19 protein-coding genes and 2 tRNA genes are annotated in these 24706 nt (G+C 45.2%); 10 read left to right on the top strand and 11 right to left on the bottom strand.

Annotation, left to right across the window (positions count from 1 at the left end):
• Positions 1-35 precede the first annotated feature (35 nt).
• From FTV42_RS02240 to FTV42_RS02220, 5 genes are all read right to left on the bottom strand, one after another.
• Positions 36-1418 carry an AAA family ATPase gene (locus tag FTV42_RS02240; RefSeq protein ID WP_180037267.1) on the bottom strand — a complete coding sequence of 461 codons (1383 nt, stop codon included), beginning with the start codon at positions 1416-1418 and terminating at the stop codon, positions 36-38.
• A gap of 41 nt (positions 1419-1459) precedes the next feature.
• Positions 1460-2962 carry a UvrD-helicase domain-containing protein gene (locus FTV42_RS02235; protein WP_180037266.1) on the bottom strand — a complete coding sequence of 501 codons (1503 nt, stop codon included), beginning with the start codon at positions 2960-2962 and terminating at the stop codon, positions 1460-1462.
• Positions 2963-2977: 15 nt separating this feature from the next.
• Positions 2978-3760 (bottom strand): bifunctional phosphoribosyl-AMP cyclohydrolase/phosphoribosyl-ATP diphosphatase HisIE, encoded by a 783-nt coding sequence (gene hisIE, locus FTV42_RS02230; protein WP_180037265.1) that lies wholly within the window; start codon positions 3758-3760, stop codon positions 2978-2980.
• A gap of 237 nt (positions 3761-3997) precedes the next feature.
• Entirely contained in the window at positions 3998-4885 is an 888-nt protein-coding gene (locus FTV42_RS02225) for an SDR family NAD(P)-dependent oxidoreductase (RefSeq protein ID WP_004644933.1), read from the bottom strand.
• 295 nt (positions 4886-5180) lie between these two features.
• Positions 5181-6458, bottom strand: coding sequence for an O-acetylhomoserine aminocarboxypropyltransferase/cysteine synthase family protein (locus FTV42_RS02220; RefSeq protein ID WP_180037264.1), 1278 nt, complete (start codon positions 6456-6458; stop codon positions 5181-5183).
• 308 nt (positions 6459-6766) lie between these two features.
• On the opposite strand from FTV42_RS02220, the gene ettA reads away from it, so the two are divergent.
• On the top strand, positions 6767-8428 hold the full coding sequence (gene ettA / locus FTV42_RS02215) for an energy-dependent translational throttle protein EttA (RefSeq protein WP_005263915.1): 1662 nt from the start codon (positions 6767-6769) through the stop codon (positions 8426-8428).
• A gap of 76 nt (positions 8429-8504) precedes the next feature.
• On the opposite strand, the gene FTV42_RS02210 is transcribed toward ettA, so the two are convergent.
• From FTV42_RS02210 to FTV42_RS02190, 5 genes are all read right to left on the bottom strand, one after another.
• A complete protein-coding gene (locus tag FTV42_RS02210) occupies positions 8505-8846 on the bottom strand; it encodes a membrane protein (RefSeq protein ID WP_004281123.1) in 342 nt (113 codons plus the stop codon).
• A gap of 157 nt (positions 8847-9003) precedes the next feature.
• Positions 9004-9079 (bottom strand) — tRNA-Glu (locus FTV42_RS02205).
• Between the two features lie 38 nt (positions 9080-9117).
• A tRNA-Ala gene (locus FTV42_RS02200) sits at positions 9118-9193 on the bottom strand.
• Positions 9194-9256: 63 nt separating this feature from the next.
• The gene (gltX, locus tag FTV42_RS02195) at positions 9257-10759 is read right to left on the bottom strand and encodes a glutamate--tRNA ligase (protein WP_180037263.1); all 1503 of its coding nucleotides are present in this window, start codon (positions 10757-10759) and stop codon (positions 9257-9259) included.
• A 134-nt stretch (positions 10760-10893) separates the two neighbouring features.
• Positions 10894-11196 (bottom strand): hypothetical protein, encoded by a 303-nt coding sequence (locus FTV42_RS02190; RefSeq protein WP_180037262.1) that lies wholly within the window; start codon positions 11194-11196, stop codon positions 10894-10896.
• 393 nt (positions 11197-11589) lie between these two features.
• Between FTV42_RS02190 and FTV42_RS02185 the strand changes: the two genes are divergently transcribed.
• The 9 genes from FTV42_RS02185 to FTV42_RS02145 all read left to right on the top strand — a co-directional run bounded on the left by FTV42_RS02185 (position 11590) and on the right by FTV42_RS02145 (position 22031).
• Complete coding sequence (locus tag FTV42_RS02185) at positions 11590-12591, top strand: sulfate ABC transporter substrate-binding protein (protein ID WP_180037261.1); 1002 nt, start codon at positions 11590-11592, stop codon at positions 12589-12591.
• A 244-nt stretch (positions 12592-12835) separates the two neighbouring features.
• Complete coding sequence (locus FTV42_RS02180) at positions 12836-13855, top strand: sulfate ABC transporter substrate-binding protein (RefSeq protein WP_005248379.1); 1020 nt, start codon at positions 12836-12838, stop codon at positions 13853-13855.
• Between the two features lie 184 nt (positions 13856-14039).
• On the top strand, positions 14040-14951 hold the full coding sequence (gene rsmH, locus FTV42_RS02175) for a 16S rRNA (cytosine(1402)-N(4))-methyltransferase RsmH (protein WP_180037260.1): 912 nt from the start codon (positions 14040-14042) through the stop codon (positions 14949-14951).
• A gap of 76 nt (positions 14952-15027) precedes the next feature.
• Positions 15028-15294: a cell division protein FtsL gene (gene ftsL, locus FTV42_RS02170; RefSeq protein ID WP_370940785.1), complete on the top strand. Its 267-nt coding sequence runs from the start codon at positions 15028-15030 to the stop codon at positions 15292-15294.
• Between the two features lie 15 nt (positions 15295-15309).
• Entirely contained in the window at positions 15310-17133 is a 1824-nt protein-coding gene (gene ftsI / locus FTV42_RS02165; RefSeq protein ID WP_180037259.1) for a penicillin-binding protein PBP3, read from the top strand.
• Positions 17134-17144: 11 nt separating this feature from the next.
• Complete coding sequence (locus tag FTV42_RS02160) at positions 17145-18641, top strand: UDP-N-acetylmuramoyl-L-alanyl-D-glutamate--2,6-diaminopimelate ligase (protein WP_180037258.1); 1497 nt, start codon at positions 17145-17147, stop codon at positions 18639-18641.
• A 9-nt stretch (positions 18642-18650) separates the two neighbouring features.
• On the top strand, positions 18651-20054 hold the full coding sequence (gene murF, locus FTV42_RS02155) for a UDP-N-acetylmuramoyl-tripeptide--D-alanyl-D-alanine ligase (protein WP_180037257.1): 1404 nt from the start codon (positions 18651-18653) through the stop codon (positions 20052-20054).
• Positions 20055-21173, top strand: a complete 1119-nt coding sequence (gene mraY, locus FTV42_RS02150; protein ID WP_180037256.1) for a phospho-N-acetylmuramoyl-pentapeptide-transferase — start codon at positions 20055-20057, stop codon at positions 21171-21173.
• Between the two features lie 54 nt (positions 21174-21227).
• Entirely contained in the window at positions 21228-22031 is an 804-nt protein-coding gene (locus FTV42_RS02145) for a putative RNA methyltransferase (RefSeq protein ID WP_180037255.1), read from the top strand.
• 51 nt (positions 22032-22082) lie between these two features.
• Here the strand turns inward: FTV42_RS02145 and ponA are convergent, their stop codons facing one another.
• On the bottom strand, positions 22083-24608 hold the full coding sequence (gene ponA / locus FTV42_RS02140; RefSeq protein ID WP_180037254.1) for a penicillin-binding protein PBP1a: 2526 nt from the start codon (positions 24606-24608) through the stop codon (positions 22083-22085).
• Positions 24609-24706: the final 98 nt, after the last annotated feature.

Below are 24706 nucleotides of genomic sequence, written 5' to 3'. Positions count from 1 at the left end.
TACTCAAACAGTCGCTCTTATTTTTTTGAATCTGTTTAGAGCGACTGAGGTAGCGTCGGATGATGCTCCTGAGCAAGTAAAGCGAGCAATTCTTGTTGCTGTTCCGGATTTAACTGTTGTTGAATCATTTGCAATACAGCAAGCGGTGTGATGGGTTCGGTGACCGTTTCCAATAAAGTATCTTCGGGCGAGATATCTTTATTTCGCTGCAGTTCCAGCTCTGCGTAGATCTGATCAAACTGGGTTTTCATACTTTCAAGATGAATGGGGTGCAGCTGTTTATTTTCCAGTTTCAGACATTGAAAGGCGTGTGCCTGTTCCAGTAATTCAGGCCGGTTGCCGGTCGCAATAATCTGCAAGTTAGGAAAAGCCTGATGCAGGCGTGACAGGATTACTGCTGCCATCTCCTGATCCAGTTGATGATCAATCGCATCAATCAGTAAAACACCTATACCTTCCTGACATGGAAATAAACTATTGGGATTCAATAGACAAAGACGCCGCACAATATCACCCACCAGCGCAATCCAGTTGCGGATACTGTTGGGCAGTTGCTGGAAGCTAAAGGTCTGTTGCTGATAGGTTACCATCAGTTGCAGCTTGGGCTGGTATTTTAAATAAATCTGGCTGACTTCTGGCAGGATCAGTGACAACGCCTGTTTTAAAGCGCTGAGATTTGGTGCATGCAGATGTGCCTGGGCTTTCTTGATCTGCCGGGCCAGTTCATCTCCGCGAATATCCTCTGGCTGCTGTAAGGCACGCGCCAAAATCTGATCCATAAGCTTAGCACTTTGCGCATTTTCAATATCACTGATTTCACGAAACCATTCAAAAAAACGGGCAAAGGTGGTGAAAGGAATCGCAGTAATTTCATAAGCATGTGCGGACTGGAGAATGGCCGGGTTATTTTTGTTGAGCAGATTGACTTCATTGGTAAAACGTTCAGCAGGATAATAGGCAATCAGGGGCAAGCCGAGCAGGGGATCGTGCAAGCGGGCTTTCTGATACAAGCTGAGAACACTTTCAAGCTGTGAGGTTTCTGCTTTGCTAAAACCCAGCCCCTGACTGTTTAAAGTCTTGTAGATTTGCCATGAACAGCTTTGTAGGTTCGCAGGCTCAGACTGACTGGATTCTGGCAAGCTGCCCATCTCTTCAGGAAAACCAATCCGGATATCGATTTTGGATTGCAGCCGGGTTTGCATGATGTCCTGATCTTGCATCACCAGACCCGCAGCACGGCTGTCGCGATAACGGGCTGCAAACCAGGTCAGTGCCTGATAGCTAAAACGTAAAAGCGTAGTTTTGCCAGTTCCCTGATTGCCCAGAATCAAGGTGACCGGGCATTGCGGATAATTAAACTGGAGCTGAATGTCGGAAAAATGCAGGGTATGTTTCAGTTGAAGCGCTTGGATGTGCATAGATTACCTGTCCTATGATATTTACATCCATGCCATGCACTTTAACCGACTGCCTGCCGAAGCGACTGCGGCATCTTGATCTTCAGTTGCTGAATCAGGTCATAAATGTGATGAATATTTAAACTCACTTTAGCACGTGTACAGGCCACGTAAAGTAATCTTAATTCTTCATCACTAATTTTATGGTCTTTTTCATTCAGCTTAAACTGATAGTCATCTTCAATATGAACCCGATCCCATTCCAGACCTTTGGCCTTGTGTGCCGTGGAAATAATATAGTCGGCCTGGGCAATTGGTGTGATTTTAGCCAGAGCTTTTTTCAGCGGATCGGTGCCATGTTCGTCCACCAGTTTGACCAGTGGCTTGATGTCACTGCCTTCATTAGTTTCACAGTATTCATGGACATCATGCCAGGAGTTGAACCAGGCCAGTTCCGGCACATCAACCACACGTTTACCCTGTTTCAGCATGGCAGCCGCATCGACAAAACGATTCAGTTTGACGTGATCGGCTTGCAGGCTGACTTTATCGCCACGAACTAAACCCGCTAATAACAATTCCATTGCACGAGCATTGGTCCGGCATAAAATTGCATCGCGCATTTTGGTATGCGGTTTATTCACGACTTTAGAGTCTAATTGCGGATTGCCGAGTAAAGGCACAGTTTCATTTAAGGCACCTAAAATGGCATTGGCATTCAGGGCAATTTCAGGGCCAAAACGAAATGAGGTGGTCAGACGTGATTCAGGTAAAGGTAGTTGCTGCATGGCATTCACTGCACCACGCCAGGCATAAATCTGCTGATGCGCATCTCCGACATAGATCACCTGGGTGCTGCGCTGTTTCAGCAAAATTCCCAGCATTAAGGGATCGGCATCCTGAGCTTCATCGAACAGCACATAGTCGGCCGGGATATTCGGTTCAGACAACGCCCAGAGTTTCAGGTAAATGTCATGACCAATGCCTGCCTGATGATTTGGATCAATCGACTCTAGCCAGCGTCGTTCGACTGCCGGATAAAGTTTCTTCTGTAAAGTCTCGATATCATCCGGATGCAACCAGCTCGGCGCCTGGATATGCCGTGGGGCAGGGTATTGCGAACTGGTCGAGCAGAAATGACCAACAGCATTGGCGACCAAGCTTGCCAGACGCGAAGGCATCAAGACATATTTTTCATAACGCCCACCCATCATGCGGCGCATGGTCATCGGTTCAAGCCGGTATTCTTTTGCAATAAAACTTGGACTCAAGCGCGGCAAGCGCAGTTTGTCGGTGACTCCACGTGGAACACTGCGAAACGCCAGCGAGTGAAAAGTCCGGCAATCGACACCCCGGTGAAACTTGGCCTGTGCTTCACTGGCAATGGCCTTGTTAAAAGCCAGATACATGCCACGTCTTTGCGGCATGGCATCACTGATCATTTGCAGGGTAGTGGTTTTACCTGTACCTGCATAGGCAATCACCTTAAAGGATTTGCCCAGACGTGCATTATCAATGGCAGTGGCCTGCTCATAGGTCGCGGTCGGTTTTTTTAAATCAGACACAGATGAATTCAAGGCTTAATGCTGACGGTTGGCTTTTTCAACCAGGCCGGACAAGCCTTGGCGACGAGCCAGTTCATTTAATACCAATTGCACATCCAAGTCGAAATAGCCGAGCATGACGATAGTATGGAACCAAAGATCTGCCACTTCATAGATCAGATCATTTTTATGGTCTGCGGAAGCATCTTGGTCAAAGTCTTTGGCTGCTAGCACGGTTTCAAAGCTTTCTTCACCGACTTTTTCCAGAATCTTGTTCAGGCCTTTATGATACAGCTTGGCCACATAAGAGGAGTCCGGATCGGCCTGTTTGCGTTCTGCCATCATCTGGCCCAGATAAGACAGGACTTCGACCTGCTCAGATTGCGCGGTTGACGCTTGCATCGCCAGCGTATGCGGATTCGTGGATTTTTCACCATAAATCGCAGACGGATCTTTCAGCTGTGCATCGACAATTTCCCAGCCCATTGGCGTGAGCTTGCGATAGAAACATGATTCGCGGCCGGTATGGCAGGCAATACCACCATGCTGTTCAATTTGCAGCACAATCACGTCGGCATCACAGTCCAGACGGATTTCATGTACGGTCTGAAAATGTCCTGATTCTTCGCCCTTATGCCATAACTTGCTGCGTGAACGAGAGAAATACACTGCCTGATTTTTTTCGGCAGTTAAAGCCAAGGCTTCACGGTTCATCCAGGCTACCATCAACACACGTCCAGTTTGATGATGCTGGGCAATGGCAGGGACTAATCCTTGTTCGTTAAATTTTACTTCATCGAGCCATTGCGCGTTGTTCATAAGGGTTTCCATCATTTCAATCAAAATATAAAAATACGGATAGGAAATATCCGCTGATAGTGTACGTGATCTCGCAGCATTTGCGGCAAAAATCTGTGTTGATCAGGACAGGCTGTGTCGTGGTTTTTTAAATCAGTCCACTTTATTTCAGATCTTACAAAACTGAGCCATAGAAAAGCCGCCTAGTTGGCGGCTGGTATTTTCATTCAATTATCCGTATGAAAACCATATAAAAAATTACCAGTGTTCGCCCGGGAACAGACGCGCATATGCTTTTTGCACCAAGTTCAGTTTTTGCGGTTGACCCACAGATGCAGTTGAACTTGGGAACAGGTTATAACCAATCGACATCAAGACATTGTTGATATCCGGTGCAATGGAATAGGTAATGGAAGCCAGGCGGCCCAAACCGGTCGCCACTTTCTTCGGACGTTTCACAATCGCATAGGCAATCAGGTCAGCCGCCTGTTCCGGAGAAAGCGTTGGGACATATTTATAAATTTTAGTTGGCGCAATCATTGGAGTGCGCACCAAAGGCATATAGATCGATGTGATTGCGATTTTATGTGAATGTACTTCTGCAGACAGGCAGCGGCTAAAGGCATCCAGCGCAGCTTTTGAAGCAACATAGGCCGAAAAGCGGGTGGCATTGGCCAGTACACCAATTGAGCTGATGTTAATAATATGACCCGCACGACGAATCATCATTTGCGGCAGGATATTCATCACCAGACGCACGGCGCCAAAATAGTTCAGCTGCATGGTCCGTTCAAAATCATGAAAACGATCTACTGACTCATGCACGGCACGGCGGATCGAACGTCCTGCATTATTGATCAGAATATCAATATGATCAACTGAGGCAATAATCTGTTTGGAGACTTCATCAATCGCTTCCATATTGTTTAAATCACATGGAAAGATTGAGGCTTTGCCGCCTTTGGCTTCAATTTCTGATTTTACTTGTTCTAGGGTTTCCTGAGTACGGGCTACCAGTAAAACATGGGCACCTGCATCCGCCAGTTGATGTGCTGTCGTTAAACCAATACCGCTGGATGCACCGGTAATCAGGACGGTTTTACCTGCAACACGTTTTTCCAGTTGTTTGTGTAGTCTAGTTTTCACGTTTGTTATCCCTAATTTGAAGTCAGCGTTCAAATTATTTTTATTAAAGGTCTATGGCGCTCTAACAGAAGATGAGAGCGAAGGTGAGTCCAGATATGATAACCAATTCTTCAGGAAAATCTATAAATTAAAGTATTGAAATTAAAATAAAAATTAGAGTAATTGCTCTATTTGTGTTCACTCTTTCATTTAACTTTTAACATGAAAATAAAAAGTAAAGCAAGTGGCTGTTTTAGAAAATAAATAAAAAAACCTCACCAAAATGATGAGGTTTCGAAGCGGCTCGGGCACCTTTTTAAACGGCCGCCAGCGCCTGTTCCAGATCGGCAATCAGGTCATCACTATGTTCAATCCCAATGGATAAACGCACCATATCCTCACTGACGCCTGCCGATTTTAACTCTTCGGCATTGAGCTGACGATGCGTAGTAGTCGACGGATGGCAGGCCAGACTTTTAGCGTCGCCGATATTGACCAGACGGGTGAACAATTGCAGGGCATCAATAAAACGTGTGCCGCCTTCGAGACCATGTTCTACCCCAAAGGTCAGAATGGCAGAAGGTTTACCTTTCACATATTTCTGTGCCAAGGCATGCTGTGGGTGATCTTTCAGGCCGGCGTAATTGACCCATTTCACTTTAGGATGTTTTTGCAGATATTCAGCGACTTTCAGTGCATTTTCGGTATGACGTTCCATACGCAAGCTTAAAGTTTCCAGACCTTGCAGAATCAAAAACACATTCTGCGGACTGATCGCAGCGCCGGTATTACGCAGTGGCACTACACGCGCACGTGCGATATATGCTGCTTCCCCCAAAACTTCGACATAGTTCACGCCATGGTAGCTTGGATCAGGCGTATTCAGGGCAGGGAAACGTTCAGGGTATTTACCCCACGGGAATTTGCCGCTATCCACAATAATGCCGCCAATTGAATTGCCATGACCACCGATATATTTGGTCAGGGAATGCACCACAATATCCGCACCAAAGTCGAAAGATTTTTGTAGTACTGGGGTGGCAACGGTATTGTCGACAATCACCGGTACGCCATATTCATGTGCAATTTTAGCAATGGCTTCCAGATCAATAATATTACCCAGTGGATTACCAATCGATTCGACAAAGACCAGTTTGGTTTTTTCATCAATCAAGTCACGCAGACTTTCCGGCTTTTCATAATCAAAGAAACGGACTTCAATACCCTGTTTGGGCAGGGTGTGCGCAAAAAGATTATAGGTACCTCCGTAAAGCGTTGACACAGAAGCAATGTTGTCACCCGCTTCCGCAATGGTCTGAATCGCGTAAGTAATCGCAGCCATGCCAGAGGCCAAAGCCAGCGCGCCAATTCCACCTTCCAGTGCTGCGACACGTTGTTCCAGAACCGCAGTGGTCGGGTTCATAATTCGGGTATAGATATTGCCCTGAACCTTTAAATCAAAGAGATCGGCCCCATGTTGAGTATTGTCAAAGGCATAAGACGTGGTTTGGTAAATCGGCACTGCCACAGCTTTGGTGGTTGCTTCTGGGGTATAACCTGCATGAATCGCAAGGGTTTCTGCTTTATAACTCATTCTGTTTGATCTTCTTGTTTAAGTTTATGGCTTGAGTGTAGCATTTTCACATATGAGTAAAAGTGCAATTTTATTGAAATAAATATATGAAATATTCATATATCGACCTGGATTTGAGTCGTTTATTTTACTGAAAACAACTGTTTAAAAAAACATCATCAATAAACTTGTAACAATGCATTGAAGTTCATGGCAATGGCTTATGTTTTCGCAGCTTTCTGCGTATAATAGCCGATTATTTTTTCGCTCATTTTTGAGCTGGGGTGGTTGTTTTAACCCCATTTGGTTTTTCAGTTGAGGAGTCCTACGTGGCCCAATATATTTACACGATGAACCGAGTGTCGAAGATGGTTCCGCCTAAGCGCGAAATCCTGAAAGACATCTCCTTATCATTTTTCCCAGGCGCTAAAATTGGTGTGCTTGGTTTAAACGGTGCAGGTAAATCTACCTTGCTTCGTATTATGGCGGGCGTAGATAAAGATTTCTCTGGTGAAGCACGTGCGCAACCGGGTATAAAAATCGGTTATCTTGAGCAAGAACCACCTTTAGATGAAACTAAAGACGTTCGTGGTAACGTCGAAGATGGTTTACGTGAACCGCTTGATGCCTTGGCACGTCTGGATGAAGTCTTTGCGGAATATGCAGCAGAAGATGCGGATTTCGATGCACTTGCGAAAGAGCAAGAGAAGCTTGAAGCGATTATCCAGACTTGGGATGCGCATAACCTTGCGAACCAGATGGATCAAGCAGCTGCAGCATTGAACTTGCCTGCTTGGGATGCAGATGTATCTAAGCTTTCAGGTGGTGAACGTCGTCGTGTGGCGCTGTGCCGATTACTTCTGTCTAAACCAGATATGTTACTTCTAGACGAACCAACGAACCATTTAGATGCTTCATCTGTATCTTGGTTGGAACGTTTCTTGAAAGACTTCCCGGGTACCATCGTCGCTATTACGCATGACCGTTACTTCTTGGATAACGTTGCTGAATGGATTCTGGAGCTTGACCGTGGTATGGGCATTCCGTATCAAGGTAACTACTCTTCTTGGCTTGAGCAGAAAAATGCCCGTTTAGAGCAAGAGAACAAGCAGGAAGAATCTTTTGCTAAAGCATTGAAAAAAGAACTTGAATGGGTTCGTTCTAATGCCAAAGGTCAGCAAAAGAAAAACAAAGCGCGTATGGAGCGTTTTGAAGAGCTTAACTCGCGCGAATTCCAGCAACGTAACGAAACTTCTGAAATCTACATTCCACCTGGCCCACGTCTGGGCAACAAGGTTGTAGAAGTTGAAGGCATCAGTAAATCGTTTGGTGATCGCTTACTGTACAAAGATTTAACGTTCACAGTACCACCTGCTGCAATTGTGGGTATCGTGGGTGAGAACGGTGCGGGTAAAACCACGCTATTCCGTATGATGACTGGCGAACAGCAACCAGATACCGGTACGGTAACGCTGGGTGAATCGGTTAAAGTGGCTTATGTCGGTCAGATCCGTGACACGCTAGACAACAACAAAACTGTCTGGGAAGAAGTGTCTGGTGGTTTAGATATCTTGAAGATTGGTGATTACGAAATCGCATCTCGTGCGTATATCGGTCGCTTTAACTTTAAAGGCCAAGATCAGCAAAAGCGCGTAGGTCAATTGTCAGGTGGTGAGCGTAACCGTTTACAACTTGCGAAAATCCTGCAAATGGGTGCAAACGTGATCTTGCTGGATGAACCATCGAACGACTTGGACATCGAAACCTTGCGTGCACTTGAGGATGCCATTCTGGTATTCCCGGGTACTGTGATGGTGATCTCGCATGACCGTTGGTTCTTGGATCGTATTGCAACGCACATCTTGTCATTTGAAGGTGAAACCCCTGAATTCTTCACTGGTAACTATGCTGAGTTTGAAGAATATCGCCGTAAGCGTGATGGTGATGATCTTGTAGCGAAGCGTCAAAAATATCGCAAAATCGGTGTTTAATCATCTCCGACTTTTGTAAATAAAAAACCAGCCTTAGGGCTGGTTTTTTTATGTTTATTATATGGTGGAGGGTAAATTAGATTTCCCACTCATGATTACATTCACGGCATTTCCATTTCTTTTGTGTTTGCATGAATGCCTGCATTGAAATTTTAAAATCAGGTAAGTCCTTATAGAACATAAAGCCTGCGATCAAAGAAAGAATAAAGACGATCACAGTCGCAGTCTGTAAAGTGGTACCTGCACCATCGCCAAAAATCCACATCGCGATGCTAATAATCACCAGCAATAGCAACAGGAACAGGGCAGGAACCAGAAACATTAAGCTTTTAGGAACCACTGGACGTGGAGCTGCTTGACCTGGCTGGGCCACTGGCATGATTTTCGGGCTTTGACACTTAGGGCAACGATATTGCATTACAACTCCAAAATTCTAAATTACTGATTATTTTATCGGAAGATGCGAAGAAACCGAAATATTGCCCAACATAAAATATACAGGCAATAAAAAACCCAAGTCGCAATGCTTGGGTTTTTTATAAGATGACCATAATATATTATGGTCATCTTGAATATGGCGTCCCTACGGGGATTCGAACCCCGGTTACCGCCGTGAAAGGGCGATGTCCTAGGCCTCTAGACGATAGGGACAATTGAGGCAAATAACACAGCTAAAGCAAGACTTGATTTGGTGGAGTCAAGGAGGATCGAACTCCTGACCTCTACAATGCCATTGTAGCGCTCTACCAACTGAGCTATGACCCCAGTCTGTGTGAGCGCTATATTAGGGATATCGCGCTCACACGTCAACACAAAAATTAATTAAGCTTAATCAACTGCTTCATTTTTCGGCAACTTTAAGCTTTCATTGAGTTTTTCCCAGACTTTCAGCTCTTTTTTGCTTGGACCACCGACAATTTCCAGCGCATGACGTAAACGTGCAAAGGTTAAATCAGGACCAATGGTCACCATCGTTTGCATCACGGGTGTAGACGCAGTCGAACCGGCGATCGCAATAAAGAACGCAGGCATGAAATCACGTAACTTGATTTCCATCTGTGTCGCCAAGTCCATCAAGGTCTGGCTCACCGTGTCGTTATTCCAAGTAAACAGGCTTTCTAAACGCCAAATTGCGAATTGAAGACTTTGACGTACCTGTTCATCCGACAGTTTCTTGCTTTCAAACTGTTCTTTAGACAGGGTCGGGAAATGGTTGAAATAATGTGCAGACCAGTTCACAGCTTCAGACAGCAGGTTAATACGCGGTTGAATCGCAGCTGCAATTTCTTCTAATTTGGCACGATCTGCTTTCCAGGCCAATAAGGTGTCTAGAAGTTCAGCCGGGCTGAGTGCCTTGATCCATTGACCATTTAACCAGTTCAATTTCTCAACATCAAAGATCGGACCACCGAGGGATACACGTTTGATATCAAAATGCTCAATCATTTCAGCCAAAGTGAATTTTTCACTTTCATCTGGCATTGACCAGCCCATACGACCCAAGTAGTTCAACAAGGCTTCAGGCAGTACACCGATGTCTCTGTAATAGTTAATTGAGGTCGGGTTTTTACGTTTAGACAGCTTAGATTTATCCGGGTTACGCAGCAGTGGCATGTGGCATAGTACCGGCATGTCCCAACCGAAATATTGATACAGTAACTGATGTTTCGGCGCAGATGGAATCCATTCTTCACCACGAATTACGTGGGTGATTTGCATCAAATGATCATCTACTACGTTTGCTAAATGGTAGGTTGGGAGGCCATCGGTTTTTAGCAGGATTTGCATGTCTACTTGCGCCCATGGAATTTCCACTTCGCCACGTAGCATGTCATTGAATTTACATACGCCTTCGGTTGGTACTTTCATACGGATGACGTGTGGTTCACCAGCGGCCAAACGGCGCTCAACTTCTTCTTGAGTGAGATTCAGACCGCGACCGTCATAACGTGGCGACTCACCACGTGCCTGCTGTTCTGCACGCATTTGATCCAGTTCTTCAGCAGTTGCGAAACAGTAGAAAGCATGACCTTTCTCTACCAGTTCCAAGGCATAATTTTTATAGATATCCATACGTTCTGACTGGCGATACGGCGCATGCGGGCCACCGACATCAGGACCTTCAGACCAGTTCAGACCCAACCAGCGCAATGAATCCAGGATCATTTTTTCAGATTCAGGCGTTGAGCGCAGTTGATCAGTATCTTCAATACGAAGAATGAATTCACCGCCATGCTGTTTAGCAAAACATAAGTTAAACAAGGCGATATAGGCAGTACCTACATGCGGAAAACCAGTAGGAGAAGGTGCAATACGAGTACGAACAGTCATAGCCGGATCTAATCTTAGATATAAAATTGCAGCTATTATAGCGAAAAAGCCACATCACTTAATGCTTTATTCAACATTGAGTGATGTGGCTTTTAAATCCGGAAATATTCAGCGCTGTTGTGTTTTGGTACTGCTTAAGAATGATCGCTCGAAAAAATACTTTGTACAAAGCGGGTGAAGCGGTAATTCTGTTCTGCAAAGAAATTTTGCGAAGGTGCGACTTTAAATGCAGTCAAGACTTTTAGATTATCTTCTGTTTGAAGTGTTTTTTCAGTTTTTTGTTGCTGAATCGCTTTTTCAATCGGCGAAGTCTTGCTTTCAACAGTGCTTACTGTAGGCTTCGGCAAATCTGTCTTCACAACGACGGCATGACCGAGTTGAATCGAGAACAACATAATCAGGCTTAGGATGCTGGCTGTGAATAATGTAAATTTCATATCCAAACTTCCTCCTTACTTCGGGTTGGTTTTATTTTGTTAAAAATGTTTTTTTAATACTCTGCCTACAATTTAATCACAGTTGATCATAAAGAAGTAGAACCAAGTCACATTTTTTACAAAAGAAATAATATAACTCTGTGGAAAATTACCAAAAATCGTAATTTCCTGTTTTGGTGGCCTATTTTTAACAGACAACTGTGAAGAGAACGTGAAGAACTGTCTTATATTGTAGCAGAAGATTACTTTTCTGGCAGAATATGTATCCGGATTTAATTGTTAGAAGATATCTCAAAATCAGCAATAGATTGTAGATATTGTTATAAATGTATGATTGTTATGTTTATTTTTGATTTGTATAGTGCGGGTCATATAAACAATGAGTTACATCAGATGAAAAAAATAATAGCATCCGCAATCTTGACAATTTTAGTGGGAACAGCAGTACAGAATTCTATTGCCAAACATTTCCTGAATGTCTCTTATGACCCGACCCGTGAATTTTATCCGGAATATAATGAAGAATTTGGCAAGTTCTGGAAGCAGAAAACCGGACAAACGGTTAATTTTAAACAGTCGCATGGCGGTTCAGGCAAGCAGGCACGTTCGGTGGTCGATGGTTTGCAGGCCGATGTCGTAACCTTGGCCTTGGCCAATGATATCGAAGAAATCGTCAATGCAGGTTTAATCGAGAAAGACTGGCAAAAAGAGTTTCCGAGTAATTCGGCACCTTATACGTCTACGATTGTATTCTTGGTGCGTAAAGGGAATCCAAAGCAAATCAAAGACTGGAATGATCTGACCAAAGCGGGTGTGGACATTATTACCCCAAACCCAAAAACCGGTGGCGCACCGCGTTGGATCTACCTGTCTGCTTGGGGTTATGCGCTGAAACAGCCTGGCGGGAATGATGCGAAAGCCAAAGAGTTGGTGAAAAAACTTTATCAAAATGTCAAAGTTTTAGATTCCGGTGCCCGTGGTTCACTGACGACGTTTGCCGAGCGCGGCATTGGTGATGTGCTTTTATCCTGGGAAAATGAAGCCTTGCTGGCGACGCAAGGTCTGGGTAAAGACAAGTACGATATTGTCTATCCATCGATTTCAATTCTGGCCGAACCATCGGTAGCCATTGTCGATAAGAACGTGAATAAAAATGGCACTACCCATCTGGCAAAAGGCTATTTAAACTATTTATATTCACCAAAAGGGCAGGAGCTTGCTGCGAAATATTTCTTCCGCCCGCGGGATGCCAAAGTCGCTACCAAATATTCGGCTCAGTTCCCTAAAATCCAGACCTTCACCATTTATAAAGTCTTTGGTGGTTGGGCCAAAGCGCAAAAAACGCATTTTGTGAATGGGGCGATTTATGACCAGATTTACAATGAAAAAAGATAAGTGAGCGGTAGTCTAAATACAATAAAGAAAATGGCTAAAGTGTTATCCATTTTTTTTATATCTAATGCATAAAACTCTATATATTAGATATAAGTAGAATAATAAATAGTATTTTCCTTTTAAAAACAAAATATTAATACAGAAAAACCTTTTATTTTATCGTGTTGTGATGTTGTAGGGTGAATTGCGATAAATGATTTTATTTCATATAGTTATATCTAATGAAGGTAAACTCTGTGCTGCCATGAAAATTCAATTAAAATCGTTATTTAGTGCTGCCTTATTGGCGACTGGTTTAGGCATGACCGCGACTGCTTCACAAGCAGCAGACCGTCAGTTTCTGAATGTATCCTATGATGCCACGCGTGAGTTCTATGATGAATTTAACAAATCATTTGGCGCTTACTGGAAAAACCGCACCGGTCTGGATGTGAATTTCAAGCAGTCACATGGCGGTTCGGGCAAACAGGCACGTTCTGTGGTCGATGGTCTGAAAGGTGATGTGGTGACTTTGGCGCTGGCCAATGACATCGAAGAAATTGTGAAATCTGGTCAGATTCAGCCGGGCTGGCAAAAGGAATTCCCACACAACTCCGCACCTTATACCTCGACGATCGTATTCATGGTACGTAAAGGCAATCCGAAAGGCATCAAGGACTGGAATGACTTAACTAAACCAGGCGTGCAAATTATTACGCCGAACCCGAAAACGGGTGGTTTGCCGCGTTGGGTGTATCTGTCTGCATGGGGTTATGCCGAGAAACAGCCAGGTGGTAATAAAGCCAAAGCACAGGAATTTGTCGGCAAGCTTTATAAGAACGTGAAAGTGATGGATTCTGCTGCACGTGCTTCAATGACCACCTTTGCTGAGCGTGGGATTGGCGATGTATTGCTGACTTGGGAAAATGAAGCTTTAGTAACGCAAAAAACCTTAGGTAAAAACAAGTTTGATATCGTTTATCCATCAATTACGATTTTGACTGAACCGTCAGTGGCGATTGTGGATCGTACCGTGGAGAAAAATGGCAATAAATGGTTAGCAACAGGTTATATCAATTACCTGTATTCACCCTTGGGTCAGGAAATGGCAGCTAAACATTTCTATCGTCCACGTAATGAAAAAGTATTAGCGAAATATTCGGCACAGTTCCCGAAAATCAAAACCTTTACCATTGATGAAGTCTTTGGTGGCTGGGCCAATGCACAGAAAACCCATTTTGTGAATGGTGCAATTTTCGACCAGATTTATAACAGCAAACGTTAATTGATCTGCGAAGTCATCTGGATTGAAAAAAGCCTCCGAAACCGGAGGCTTTTTTGTATGAGAAAAATGCTAAAACGGTTTTCTCTATGGAAAGTAATATTTATCTACAAAAAGTCGTTTGGAGCTTTGCCTAAACAGGGTGATAATGTGCAGTTAAATTTTTCCCCCTATTGATTGAGTTTTTATGTCACATATTTCTGTATTACTTCACGAAACGATTGATGCCTTGTTGGCGGGTCGCAATACGGGAACTTATGTGGATGGAACCTTTGGTCGTGGTGGACATACGCGTTTATTGCTGTCCAAATTAGATGAAAATGCACGTGTCTATGCCTTTGATAAAGATCCGCAAGCACTGGCTGTAGCGGCTGAACTCGAACAAGAAGATTCACGTTTTAAAATTATTCATGCTAGCTTTGCTGATCTGAAAGATGCATTGGCTGAAGTGGGCATTGAACACGTCGATGGGGTGATGGCGGATCTTGGTGTTTCTTCACCGCAGTTGGATCAAGCTGAACGTGGTTTCAGTTTTATGAAAGATGGCCCGCTGGATATGCGTATGGACAACTCGCAAGGTCCGACCGCAGCAGAATGGCTGACCCAGATTGAAGAAGAAGCGCTGGCGAATATCATTTTTAAATATGGTGAAGAGCGTTATAGTCGCCGTATTGCCAAGGCAATTAAGGCTGCCGGATATATTGATACCACGGCAAAGCTGGCTGAGATTGTAAAAGTAGCACACCCGAAATGGGAAAAAAATAAGCATGCTGCGACCCGTACTTTCCAGGCGATTCGTATTGCTATTAATAAGGAATTAGAAGATATTGAAATCTTCTTGCCTCAGGCCGTTGAAATCTTGAAACCTGAAGCACGTTTGGCGGTAATTAGCTTCCATTCACTGGAAGACCGTTTGATTAAACAATTTATTCAAAAAGAGTCAACGCTTGAAGAGGATTCAGGCTGGGGAATGCCACAACAACAGAAAGATACGCGACGTTTAAAGAAAGTTTCTCGTGTTAAAGCCAGTGATGAGGAGGTCAAAGCCAATCCTCGTTCACGTAGCGCATGGCTGCGGGTAGCAGAACGTTTAGCTTAATAGGCAGATCATGAAAACGGAAGTGGTTGATAAAAAAACAGAAAAATTGTGGCTGAAAAAAGTTACAATCTATCTCATGCTGATACTGATGGTCTTCATCAGTGCAGTATTTGTGGTATTTCAGGTATTTGAATACCGTCAGGACAACAGAAAGCTGAGTACCTATCTGCGTGAAAGGGATGACCTGAATGCAGAGTGGGGGCGTTTGCTGATTGAGCAGCAAACTTTCGGCGCGACGGCACAGATCGGTACGCGTGCAGTGACACAGCTGCGTATGTATTCACCTCCGGTTTCACAAAGTGTCGTGATTTCCTTACCACAAACTTCAGATGAGAAAAAATAAGGCTAGCGTTCCGACATGGTAGACAAGAGAAAGAAGCAACCGGTACGTAAAAAACAATCGGTCACCGACAAAAATGCCTCAAATGTTTATATCAATCGTTTTTACATCATGTGGGCGGTGGTGCTGCTGTGTTTTGTGACACTGATTTGCCGTGCTTTCTATGTACAGATTATTAATAAAGATTTTTTGCAAAATAAAGCCAATGCCAATATTTTAAGAACCAATACTATCAAGGCGATGCGTGGCGTAATTTATGATCGTAATGGCATTCCATTGGCGATTAGTACCCCAATCATGAAAATTGTGATTGATCCACGTGATTATTTTGACAATAAAAAACTCTATGATGAAACCATGCTGGCGCTGGAAAAAGAGCCGAATAGCCGTAAACTGAAACGTCAGTTACCGGATAAAAACCTGAATCTGGATGAGCTGGCGGATGCAGTCGGTATGGATCGGGCAGAATTGCGCAAAAAAATGCAAGAACGTCCGCGTTCACGTTATCTGATCCTGAAAAAAGAAGTTCCGCCACAACAGGCCGAACTGATCATGAAGCGTAATTTTCAGGGCGTATATACCGAGAAAAACTATAAGCGCTATTATCCGCAGCCACAGCCGAACTCTCAGATTATTGGCCTGACCAATAGCGAAGGCAGCGGCATTGAAGGTCTGGAAATGCAGCTGAATAGCCGTCTTTCCGGAAAGGATGGCGAACAGCAGATCATTCGCGATAAAAAAGGCAACCGGGTCAAAGAACCTGAAGTGATTAAAGAAGTTGAACCGGGCGAAAACATCACCCTGAGTATTGACTCACGTCTGCAATATATTATGTACCGTGAGCTGACGGCTGCGGGTGTGGCCAATAATGCCCGTTCAGCGACTGCGATTGCAGTCGATGTCAAAACCGGTGAAATTCTGGCGCTGTCATCATGGCCATCCTATAACCCGAATGATAAAAACAGCCTGCTCAACAAGGATGCCATGCGTAACCGCGGTGCAGTCGATTCTTTCGAGCCGGGTTCGACCATGAAGCCGCTGACAGTCGCGATGGCCTTGGAAAGTGGTAAATATACGGCGAATTCAGTGGTGAATACCACACCGGGCAGTATGCGGGTCGGAAATCACACCATTCGCGATACGCATAATTATGGCCAATTAACGCTGGGTGGCATCATCCAGAAATCCTCTAACGTCGGTGTGGCCAAACTGGCCTTGTCGCTGCCTTATGAAACCTTGCCGACCTTCTATAAGCGTCTGGGTTTTGGGCAGCGTTCAGCGGTGAAATTTCCAGGTGAAAGTGCTGGTCTGATCCTGCCGCCGAGCAAATGGAATGTATCTGAAGTCGCGACTATGTCCTATGGTTATGGTCTGAACGCAACGGTGCTACAGCTGGCCGATGCCTATGCCATGCTGGCCAATAAAGGCGTGAAAATACCGTTAAGCCTGTACAAGCTGGAAGAACAGCCACAGGGTGAGCAGATGATTGATGCCAAGATTGCCGATCAGGTCTTGCTGATGATGGAAACTGCAACCTTACCAGGTGGTACGGCGACTCGCGCTACCATCCCAGGTTATCGCGTAGCCGGTAAAACCGGTACTGCACATAAATTGCGTGCCGACCGTAAAGGTTATTCGACCAATGAATACCGTGCATTATTTGCCGGCGTGGCACCAGTCAGTGATCCACGGATCGCCATGGTGGTGGTGGTAGAAAATCCACAAGGCACCTACTATGGCGGTACGGTATCTGCACCGGTCTTTGCCCGTGTGATGCAGGAATCCTTGCGTCTGCTGAATGTCCCTCTGGACAAACCTTTAGAACCTCCCAAAGTCCAGTAAATAGGTGATCAATGTCTATTACATTTCAAGATCTCTACACCCCTCACGATGTCGCTGACTGGATGAAGCAATCCTTTCAGGGCTTCGAGCTGGATAGTCGTAAAGTTAAACTGGGACAAATTTTTATTGCCCTGACCAGTCTGTCACAACCGGAAAAAACTGCTCAATTTGACCAGAAAGCTTTGGATCAGGGTGCATTGGCTGTGATTTCAGAAACTGAACTGGATGTATCTCCAAATTTGGTGGTAGCAGATGTACGTCATCTGATGGGACAATGGCAAAAGCAGTATTTGCAAGCGACTCAACCTGTTCAAGCTGCTCGAATTCTGGCAGTTACCGGCACCAATGGTAAAACCACGATTTCTCGCTTGGTGGCTGAATTCATCATGCTGCAAGGTAAAGCCTGTGCAGTGATGGGTACCACAGGTAACGGGATTTTACCAAATCTGGAAGCATCTTCGCACACCACTCTGGATGCCTTGCAACTGCAAAATGCCTTGCATGGCTATGCGCAGGCTGGTGCGGAATTTGCCTCGATTGAAGCCAGCTCACATGGTCTGGAACAAGGTCGCTTGAATGGTTGTGATATCGAGATTGCGGGTTACAGCAATTTGAGTCGTGATCATCTGGATTATCACGGAACGCTGCAAGCTTATGCGGAAGCGAAATCGGATTTATTCCGGTTTGAATCTTTAAAAGTCGCTGTCATCAATATCGATGATGAGCATGCACAGATCATGCTGGATGCTGCGAAAAATAATCCGGCACAGCCTAAAATTTTGACTTATTCCACCAAGCAAAAAGCGGATTATCAGGTTCAGGATATTCAGTACAGCATTTCAGGTGCGAACTTTAAACTAGAAACTGCTTCTGCTGAATATGTGGTTAACAGTCCATTACTGGGTCATTTCAATATTGAAAATCTGGTCGCCAGTCTGATCATGGCGGAGCAGGCTGGTTTTGACCTGAACAATTTGATTGCAACTGTACCACAGCTTAAAGGTGCGCCAGGTCGCATGCAGGTGCTACGTGATGGTGAGCGCCTGTTTGTGGTGGATTATGCGCATACCCCGGATGCTTTGACCCAGGTTTTGGTGACCTTGAAACGTCATGTTTCACAAAATCTCTGGACTGTTTTCGGCTGTGGCGGTGATCGTGACCGTGGTAAACGTCCACTGATGACTCAGGCTGCTTTAGACGGTTCAGATATCGCAGTACTCACTTCTGATAATCCACGGACCGAAGATCCGGCACAAATTTTTGCTGATATGAAAAATGGCATCGATTTTTCCGGCAAAACCTATCATGAAATTCATGACCGTCGTGAAGCGATCAAGTTTGCGGTTAAACACGCACAGGCGGGTGATATTGTGGTGATTGCAGGAAAAGGGCACGAAAATTATCAGGAAATTGATGGTGTGCGTCACTGGTTTGATGACGTGGTCGAAGTGCAAGCTGCGATTGATGCCCAGCATTGCAAAACAGATTCAGCCTATTCAGCGCATTAGGATTCAGATATGCATACATCAACAACAAGTACTGCGGCGCTGGAGCCGTGGAGCATAGAACAATTACAACAGGCTACTCAAGGCTACTGGTTGAATGATAAAAAGCCTGCAGGCCAGATCAAGCGGATTTTGACTGATTCACGTGATGCAGAATCAGGTGATGCTTTTCTTGCGCTGAAAGGTGAGCGTTTTGACGCGCACGACTTTATTGCTCAGGTGGCCGCTCAAGGTTGTGAAATTGCCATTGTCAGCCGTCCGGTGGATGCTGATATTTGCCAGTTGGTGGTGGAAGATACCCGTTTGGCATTGGGACAGTTAGGTGCTTATCGCCGTCAGCAGAATCCTCAACTCAAAGTCATTGCCTTGACCGGCAGTAGTGGCAAGACCACGACTAAAGAAATGCTGGGAAGCATGCTGTCGCGTCTGGCACCGACCTTGGTTACGCGTGGTAATTTGAATAATGACCTCGGCGTGCCGGTAATGTTGCTGGAGCTGCGTCCTGAACATCAATATGCGGTGATGGAACTCGGTGCAAGTCATCAGGGTGAAATTGATTACACCTCGAAAATGGTACAGCCGCATGTGGCCGGGATCATTAATATCGGGACTGCACATTTAGGTGAATTTGGTGGCCGTGACGGAATTTGCCGTGCAAAATCCGAGATTTATGCACATATCTCTGAAACTTCGATTATTCCTGCTGCCAATGATTTTGCTGAAACTATTCGTGCCGCAGTAAAAACTGAAAAAAGCTTGAGTTTTGGTGCTGGTGGTGAAGTCTATGCCAGCGATGTAGTCCTTGATGCTCAATCTTCAAGCTTTACCCTGAATACAGCGCAAGGCTCGAAAACAGTTCAGTTGCCTTTTGCCGGCGAGCATAATGTTGAAAATGCGACTGCAGCAGCAGCTTTCGCCCTAGCGATCGGTATTGGTCTGGATGATATCGTGGCTGGCCTGGAACAGGCAGTCGGTGCCAAAGGTCGTCTGAATTTTATTCCGCATAAAGACTATTTATTTATTGATGACACCTACAATGCCAATCCGGGTTCGATGCGTGCAGCAGCAGAAGTGTTGGCGCAGCAGCAGGGCATCCGGGTCATGGTCACCGGCGATATCGGTGAACTGGGTTCATCTGCCGCAATCGAGCATTACAAGCTCGGTCGGGATCTGGTCTCGGTCAAAGGCATTAATTTTGTGGTGGCTGTGGGTGAATTTGCGCCTGCCGCACAAGAAGGTGCTCGTAGTACACAATATGGTAAAAAAATGCAGGCTTTCCTGAATCAGGAGCAGGCCTTGCCATTTTTAATTGATTTGATTGAAACACATCATCCCCAGCCAATGTCTTTCCTGTTTAAGGGGTCGCGTTTTACCCATATGGAAACATTGATGGCTGCATTGATGGAGAAACTCTAAATGCTGTTATGGCTATTTGACCTTCTGGCGGGCTTTGACAGCACGTTTCAGGTGGTTCGTTATTTAACTTTACGTGCTTTGCTCAGTGTCTTGACGGCATTGACCATCGGTCTGGTGCTTGGTCCTGTGATGATTCGCAAGCTGCAGGCGCTGAAATATGGTCAGGCAGTCAGCTCGTATGCTCCTGAAAACCATGCCAAGAAAATGGGTACACCAACCATGGGCGGGGTGCTGATCCTGCTTTCGATTGGTATCTCAACTTTACTCTGGGCGGATCTTTCCAATCCTTATGTCTGGATTGTGCTGGGTGTGATGGTGATTTTCGGTGCGGTAGGCTGGGCCGATGACTGGATTAAAATCCGTTATAAAGACAATGCCGGTTTGCCTGCGAAGAAAAAATTCTTCTGGACTTCAGTCGGTTCTTTGGGTGCTGGTATTGCCTTGTATGTGATTGCGCAGCAACAGACCAATCCGGTGCATACCGCGAATATGCTGGATCTGCTGATTCCATTCTTTAAAGACCTAAGCATTCCATTATCGATGATCCCATTGGGCATTGGTTTTATTATCTTTACCTATTTCGTGATTAACGGTGCCTCCAATGCCGTGAACTTGACTGATGGTCTGGATGGTCTGGCAATCATGCCAATCGTGCTGGTTGCTACAGGTTTGGGCGTATTTGCCTATTTGGCCGGTGACGTGCGCTTTGCCAATTATCTGCATATTCCTTATGTAAAATATTCGTCTGAACTGGTGGTGGTCTGTGCGGCTATGATCGGGGCGGGTCTGGCTTTCCTTTGGTACAATGCCCATCCGGCTCAAGTATTTATGGGTGATGTCGGTGCTTTATCTCTCGGTGCGATGCTCGGTACGATTGCCGTCATGGTTCGTCAGGAAATCGTATTTGCGATTATGGCCGGTGTCTTTGTGGTGGAAGCGGTTTCAGTGTTCTTGCAAATCGGTTCATTAAGAATGCGCAATAAACGTGTATTTCTGATGGCGCCGCTGCATCATCACTATGAAAAGAAAGGCTGGCGTGAAACCCAGGTGGTGATCCGTTTCTGGATTATTACGATTATGCTGGTAGTTTTGGGTCTAATGACCTTAAAATTGCGCTAAGAAATGCATTGGAAAAAGTCGGCGCATGCCGGCTTTTTTGTTTTGGAGAAAATGATGAATTTACTCATGTGCCCAGTCTGTCGCCAGCAGTTGAGCTTAAATGAAAGAACATGGCGCTGTGAGAATCATCATAGTTACGATGTCGCCAAACAGGGCTATGTGAACCTGCATGTGGTTCAGCACAAGCACAGCAAAAACCCGGGAGATACGCCTGAGTCTGTGCAGGCACGTCGCGCATTTCTCAGTGCAGGTCATTATGCGCCTTTGCAACAGGCTGTTGTAGAAAAGATTCGCGAGTTGCGGATTGAAAACCTTTTAGATATTGGCTGTGGCGAAGGCTACTATACCGATGCCATGCAGGCCGAAGTGCTGCAATGTGTGGGGGTCGATATTGCCAAGAATGCGGTTCAGGTCGCAGCCAAACGGAATAAAGAGGTGACTTGGGTCGTAGGAACCGGAGCGACTTTACCAGTATTAGATGAGTTGATTGATCTCTGTACCAGCTTGTTTAGTCCAATTCCTAAACAGGAAATCCTGCGAGTTCTAAAACCAAAATCTTATTTGATGGTGGTGACACCGGCACCGCAACATTTATACTCGATGCGTGAAGCTCTATTTGAAGAAGTGAAACCACACGAGCCGCAGAAGTTTGTTGAGCAGTTGCAAGATGAATTTAATCTGGTTAGTGAGCAGGTGATTGATGCGCCAATGGTTTTGCCACAGGCTGATTTAAAAAACCTGATTGCGATGACGCCATATGCTTATAAGGCCAAACCTGAACGTCGTTTAGCACTTGAACAGCAGGATCAGTTTGAATTACTGGCGCAATATCAGATTTACCTGTTTCAGAAAAAATAAAAAATGCATATAAAAAAGCCCTCAACTGAGGGCTTTTTTATATCAGTCAGATTACTGGACTTCTTCAATCAGATTTTCCAGAGAATCTACCCGGTTCGGCTGAAGAGGCTGTTCTTGTGGTGCAGAACTTTCATCATCTGGTAAACGAATCGGTTGATCTGGCAAATCTTCAAAGTCAGTTTCTGTGCGTTTCGGGACGACCACAGGTGCAGGACGGTAAAGCGCTGTCGCCAGAGGCGGAGAAGATGGATCATCCTGCTGCTCATCAGCCTGAATCGCCTTGTTGCGATTCACCGGTGCCTTGGCATTGCGGTCTAAACGTACCCATGCTTCCGGCTGGCCTTTTAATGCCTTGCCCATAAAATCGGTCCAGATCGGTAGAGCTGCCACACCACCATATTCACGGCGACCTAAGGTGGTCGGCTGGTCAAAGCCTACCCAGGTCACGGTGACTAACTTACCATTGAAACCTGCAAACCAGGCATCTTTGGCATCATTGGTGGTGCCGGTCTTCCCGCCGATATCACTACGACCAATTCTTAATGCCGCACGACCGGTCCCATGCTGAATCACATCACGCAAAATGTTGGCCATGTCATAGGCAGAGCTGGATTTTAAAATACGCTGTGCCTGACGATAATTGCTGTCTTCGGCAGAGACTTTAGGTGCAGCCTGTTTTTGCTCTAAAGTTGTATTGTTGATTGCAATTGCTTCGTCATCTGCGGTAATGGGGTCAGTGGTTTGCGTTGTTTCTTCTTTTGCGTTGATACAGGAAATACAGGCATATTCAGGCTTGGCTTCAAAGATGGTATTGCCATAAGCATCTTCAATACGAGTAATAAAGTGCGGCTGGATTCGGTAACCACCATTGGCAAAGGTGGCATAGCCGGTCGCCATCTGAATCGGGAGGACCTGCGGGGTGCCTAATGCAATGGTATAGTTACGTGGAATCTGACTGTCTTGCAAACCAAAATCCATAAATAACTGACGTGTACGTTCAATCCCAACGGCCTGTAATAAGCGCACTGAGACTGTATTTCGTGACAGATAAAGTGCACGACGTAGCGGAATCATGCCCAGATAACGGCCATCCGAGTTACGTGGCGTCCATTTGCCAATGGTAATGGGTGCATCATTGACCATGGTATGTGGCGTCATGCCACGTTCTAAAGCCAGTGCGTAAACAAAAGGCTTAATGGTAGAACCAGGTTGACGCCAGCCTTGGGTTGCACGGTTAAATTTCGACTGATAAAAATTATATCCCCCGACAATGGCTTCAATCGCACCATTATTTGGGTTGATGGCAATCAATTGTCCTTGCACATTGGGGATCTGCACCAATGACCAAGAGGTTTTATTTTCATTGGGTCTTAAACGAACAATATCTTTAACTTTGACAATCTCGGACGCTTTGCTCGGTTCACCACCTACACTGTTGACGTTACGAAAGCGACGCGCCCAGGACATACCTGACCAGGGAACAGTCACGCTGCTTCCATCCTGCATGAGTGCTTCAAAACTGGAATTACCCACCTGAGTTACTTGCGCAGGATAGGTGTTGGCATAGGCACGGAACTTATCGAGGGGTTGATCATGTGCTTCAGCACCACGCCAGCCATGTCGACGATCATAAGCCTCTAGGCCTTCTTGTACCGCTTGCTCCGCATAGGCCTGACGTTCACTATGGATGGTGGTATAGACTTTATAACCAGAATCTACCGCCTGTTCACCAAAGTTTTGTACCAGTTCAGAACGTACCATTTCGCCGACATACGGGAATTTATTACGGGTACTCCGATCAGGCATATCTAAATTTACCGGTTCAGCAATGGCTTGCTGATACTGGCTCTGATTTAAATAGCCCAGTTGCAGCATACGGCCCAGAATCCAGTTACGACGTTCCAGGGCGCGCTTGGGATTGGCGACCGGATTATATCGAGAAGGTGCTTTAGGTAGGCCAGAGATCATGGCCATTTGTGCAATTGAAAGCTCTTCTAAGCTCTTGTTATAGTAAATTTTAGCTGCTGCTGCGATGCCGTAAGCATTTTTTCCCAAGAAAATTTTATTGACATACAAGGTCAGAATTTCTTCTTTAGTTAAGTTTTGCTCAATTTTACGGGCCAGAAAAATTTCTGTCAGTTTACGCTTCAGCGTCCGTTCAGGGCTAAGGTAATAGTTTTTTGCCACTTGCATGGTAATGGTCGAACCACCGGTCTGTACATCCGAGCCGGTCACCGTCTCACTGAGTGCGCGTCCCAAGCTTTTAAAGCTGATCCCGCTATGCTCAAAAAAGCTGGAATCTTCAGCGGCGAGGAAAGCATGAATAAACTCGGGCGGAATTTGTTCATATTTCACGGGAACAGAAAGCTTGCCTCCATATTCGGCAATCAATTCATTATCTGAACTAAAAACTTGTAAAGGCTTTAATAAAGGGGCCTTTTTAAGCGTAGACATTTCAGGCAAAGATGGGGCAATATAGAGATACATGCCATAGAAACCCATCGGAATTGAGATCAGTATAATGATAATGATCAAAAAAAATGGATGAACAAGGCCTGAACAAGATAGCTTTTTCATAACAAGTAAGTTTTAATAAGAGCTAATGGCGAACTAATTACCGGTCAGTATATCCTGTCGATATCCATATTGTTAGATGAGTTATTGTATCTATATAA

Source organism: Acinetobacter sp. YH16052 (assembly GCF_013417155.1).
Classification (GTDB): domain Bacteria; phylum Pseudomonadota; class Gammaproteobacteria; order Pseudomonadales; family Moraxellaceae; genus Acinetobacter.
The sequence above is the reverse complement of the archived record's forward strand: the minus strand, read 5'-3'. Positions and strand labels throughout refer to the sequence as shown.

Bases quoted from the DNA above. Each gene is read 5' to 3' on its own strand.
- FTV42_RS02210 (WP_004281123.1), bottom strand. From the start codon at position 8,846: ATGCAATATCGTTGCCCTAAGTGTCAAAGCCCGAAAATCATGCCAGTG.
- FTV42_RS02190 (WP_180037262.1), bottom strand. From the start codon at position 11,196: ATGAAATTTACATTATTCACAGCCAGCATCCTAAGCCTGATTATGTTG.
- ftsL (WP_370940785.1), top strand. From the start codon at position 15,028: ATGCTGATACTGATGGTCTTCATCAGTGCAGTATTTGTGGTATTTCAG.
- mraY (WP_180037256.1), top strand. From the start codon at position 20,055: ATGCTGTTATGGCTATTTGACCTTCTGGCGGGCTTTGACAGCACGTTT.
- FTV42_RS02145 (WP_180037255.1), top strand. From the start codon at position 21,228: ATGAATTTACTCATGTGCCCAGTCTGTCGCCAGCAGTTGAGCTTAAAT.
- ftsI (WP_180037259.1), top strand. From the start codon at position 15,310: ATGGTAGACAAGAGAAAGAAGCAACCGGTACGTAAAAAACAATCGGTC.
- FTV42_RS02180 (WP_005248379.1), top strand. From the start codon at position 12,836: ATGAAAATTCAATTAAAATCGTTATTTAGTGCTGCCTTATTGGCGACT.
- hisIE (WP_180037265.1), bottom strand. From the start codon at position 3,760: ATGAACAACGCGCAATGGCTCGATGAAGTAAAATTTAACGAACAAGGA.
- FTV42_RS02220 (WP_180037264.1), bottom strand. From the start codon at position 6,458: ATGAGTTATAAAGCAGAAACCCTTGCGATTCATGCAGGTTATACCCCA.
- FTV42_RS02160 (WP_180037258.1), top strand. From the start codon at position 17,145: ATGTCTATTACATTTCAAGATCTCTACACCCCTCACGATGTCGCTGAC.
- FTV42_RS02185 (WP_180037261.1), top strand. From the start codon at position 11,590: ATGAAAAAAATAATAGCATCCGCAATCTTGACAATTTTAGTGGGAACA.
- FTV42_RS02240 (WP_180037267.1), bottom strand. From the start codon at position 1,418: ATGCACATCCAAGCGCTTCAACTGAAACATACCCTGCATTTTTCCGAC.
- ponA (WP_180037254.1), bottom strand. From the start codon at position 24,608: ATGAAAAAGCTATCTTGTTCAGGCCTTGTTCATCCATTTTTTTTGATC.
- murF (WP_180037257.1), top strand. From the start codon at position 18,651: ATGCATACATCAACAACAAGTACTGCGGCGCTGGAGCCGTGGAGCATA.
- rsmH (WP_180037260.1), top strand. From the start codon at position 14,040: ATGTCACATATTTCTGTATTACTTCACGAAACGATTGATGCCTTGTTG.
- gltX (WP_180037263.1), bottom strand. From the start codon at position 10,759: ATGACTGTTCGTACTCGTATTGCACCTTCTCCTACTGGTTTTCCGCAT.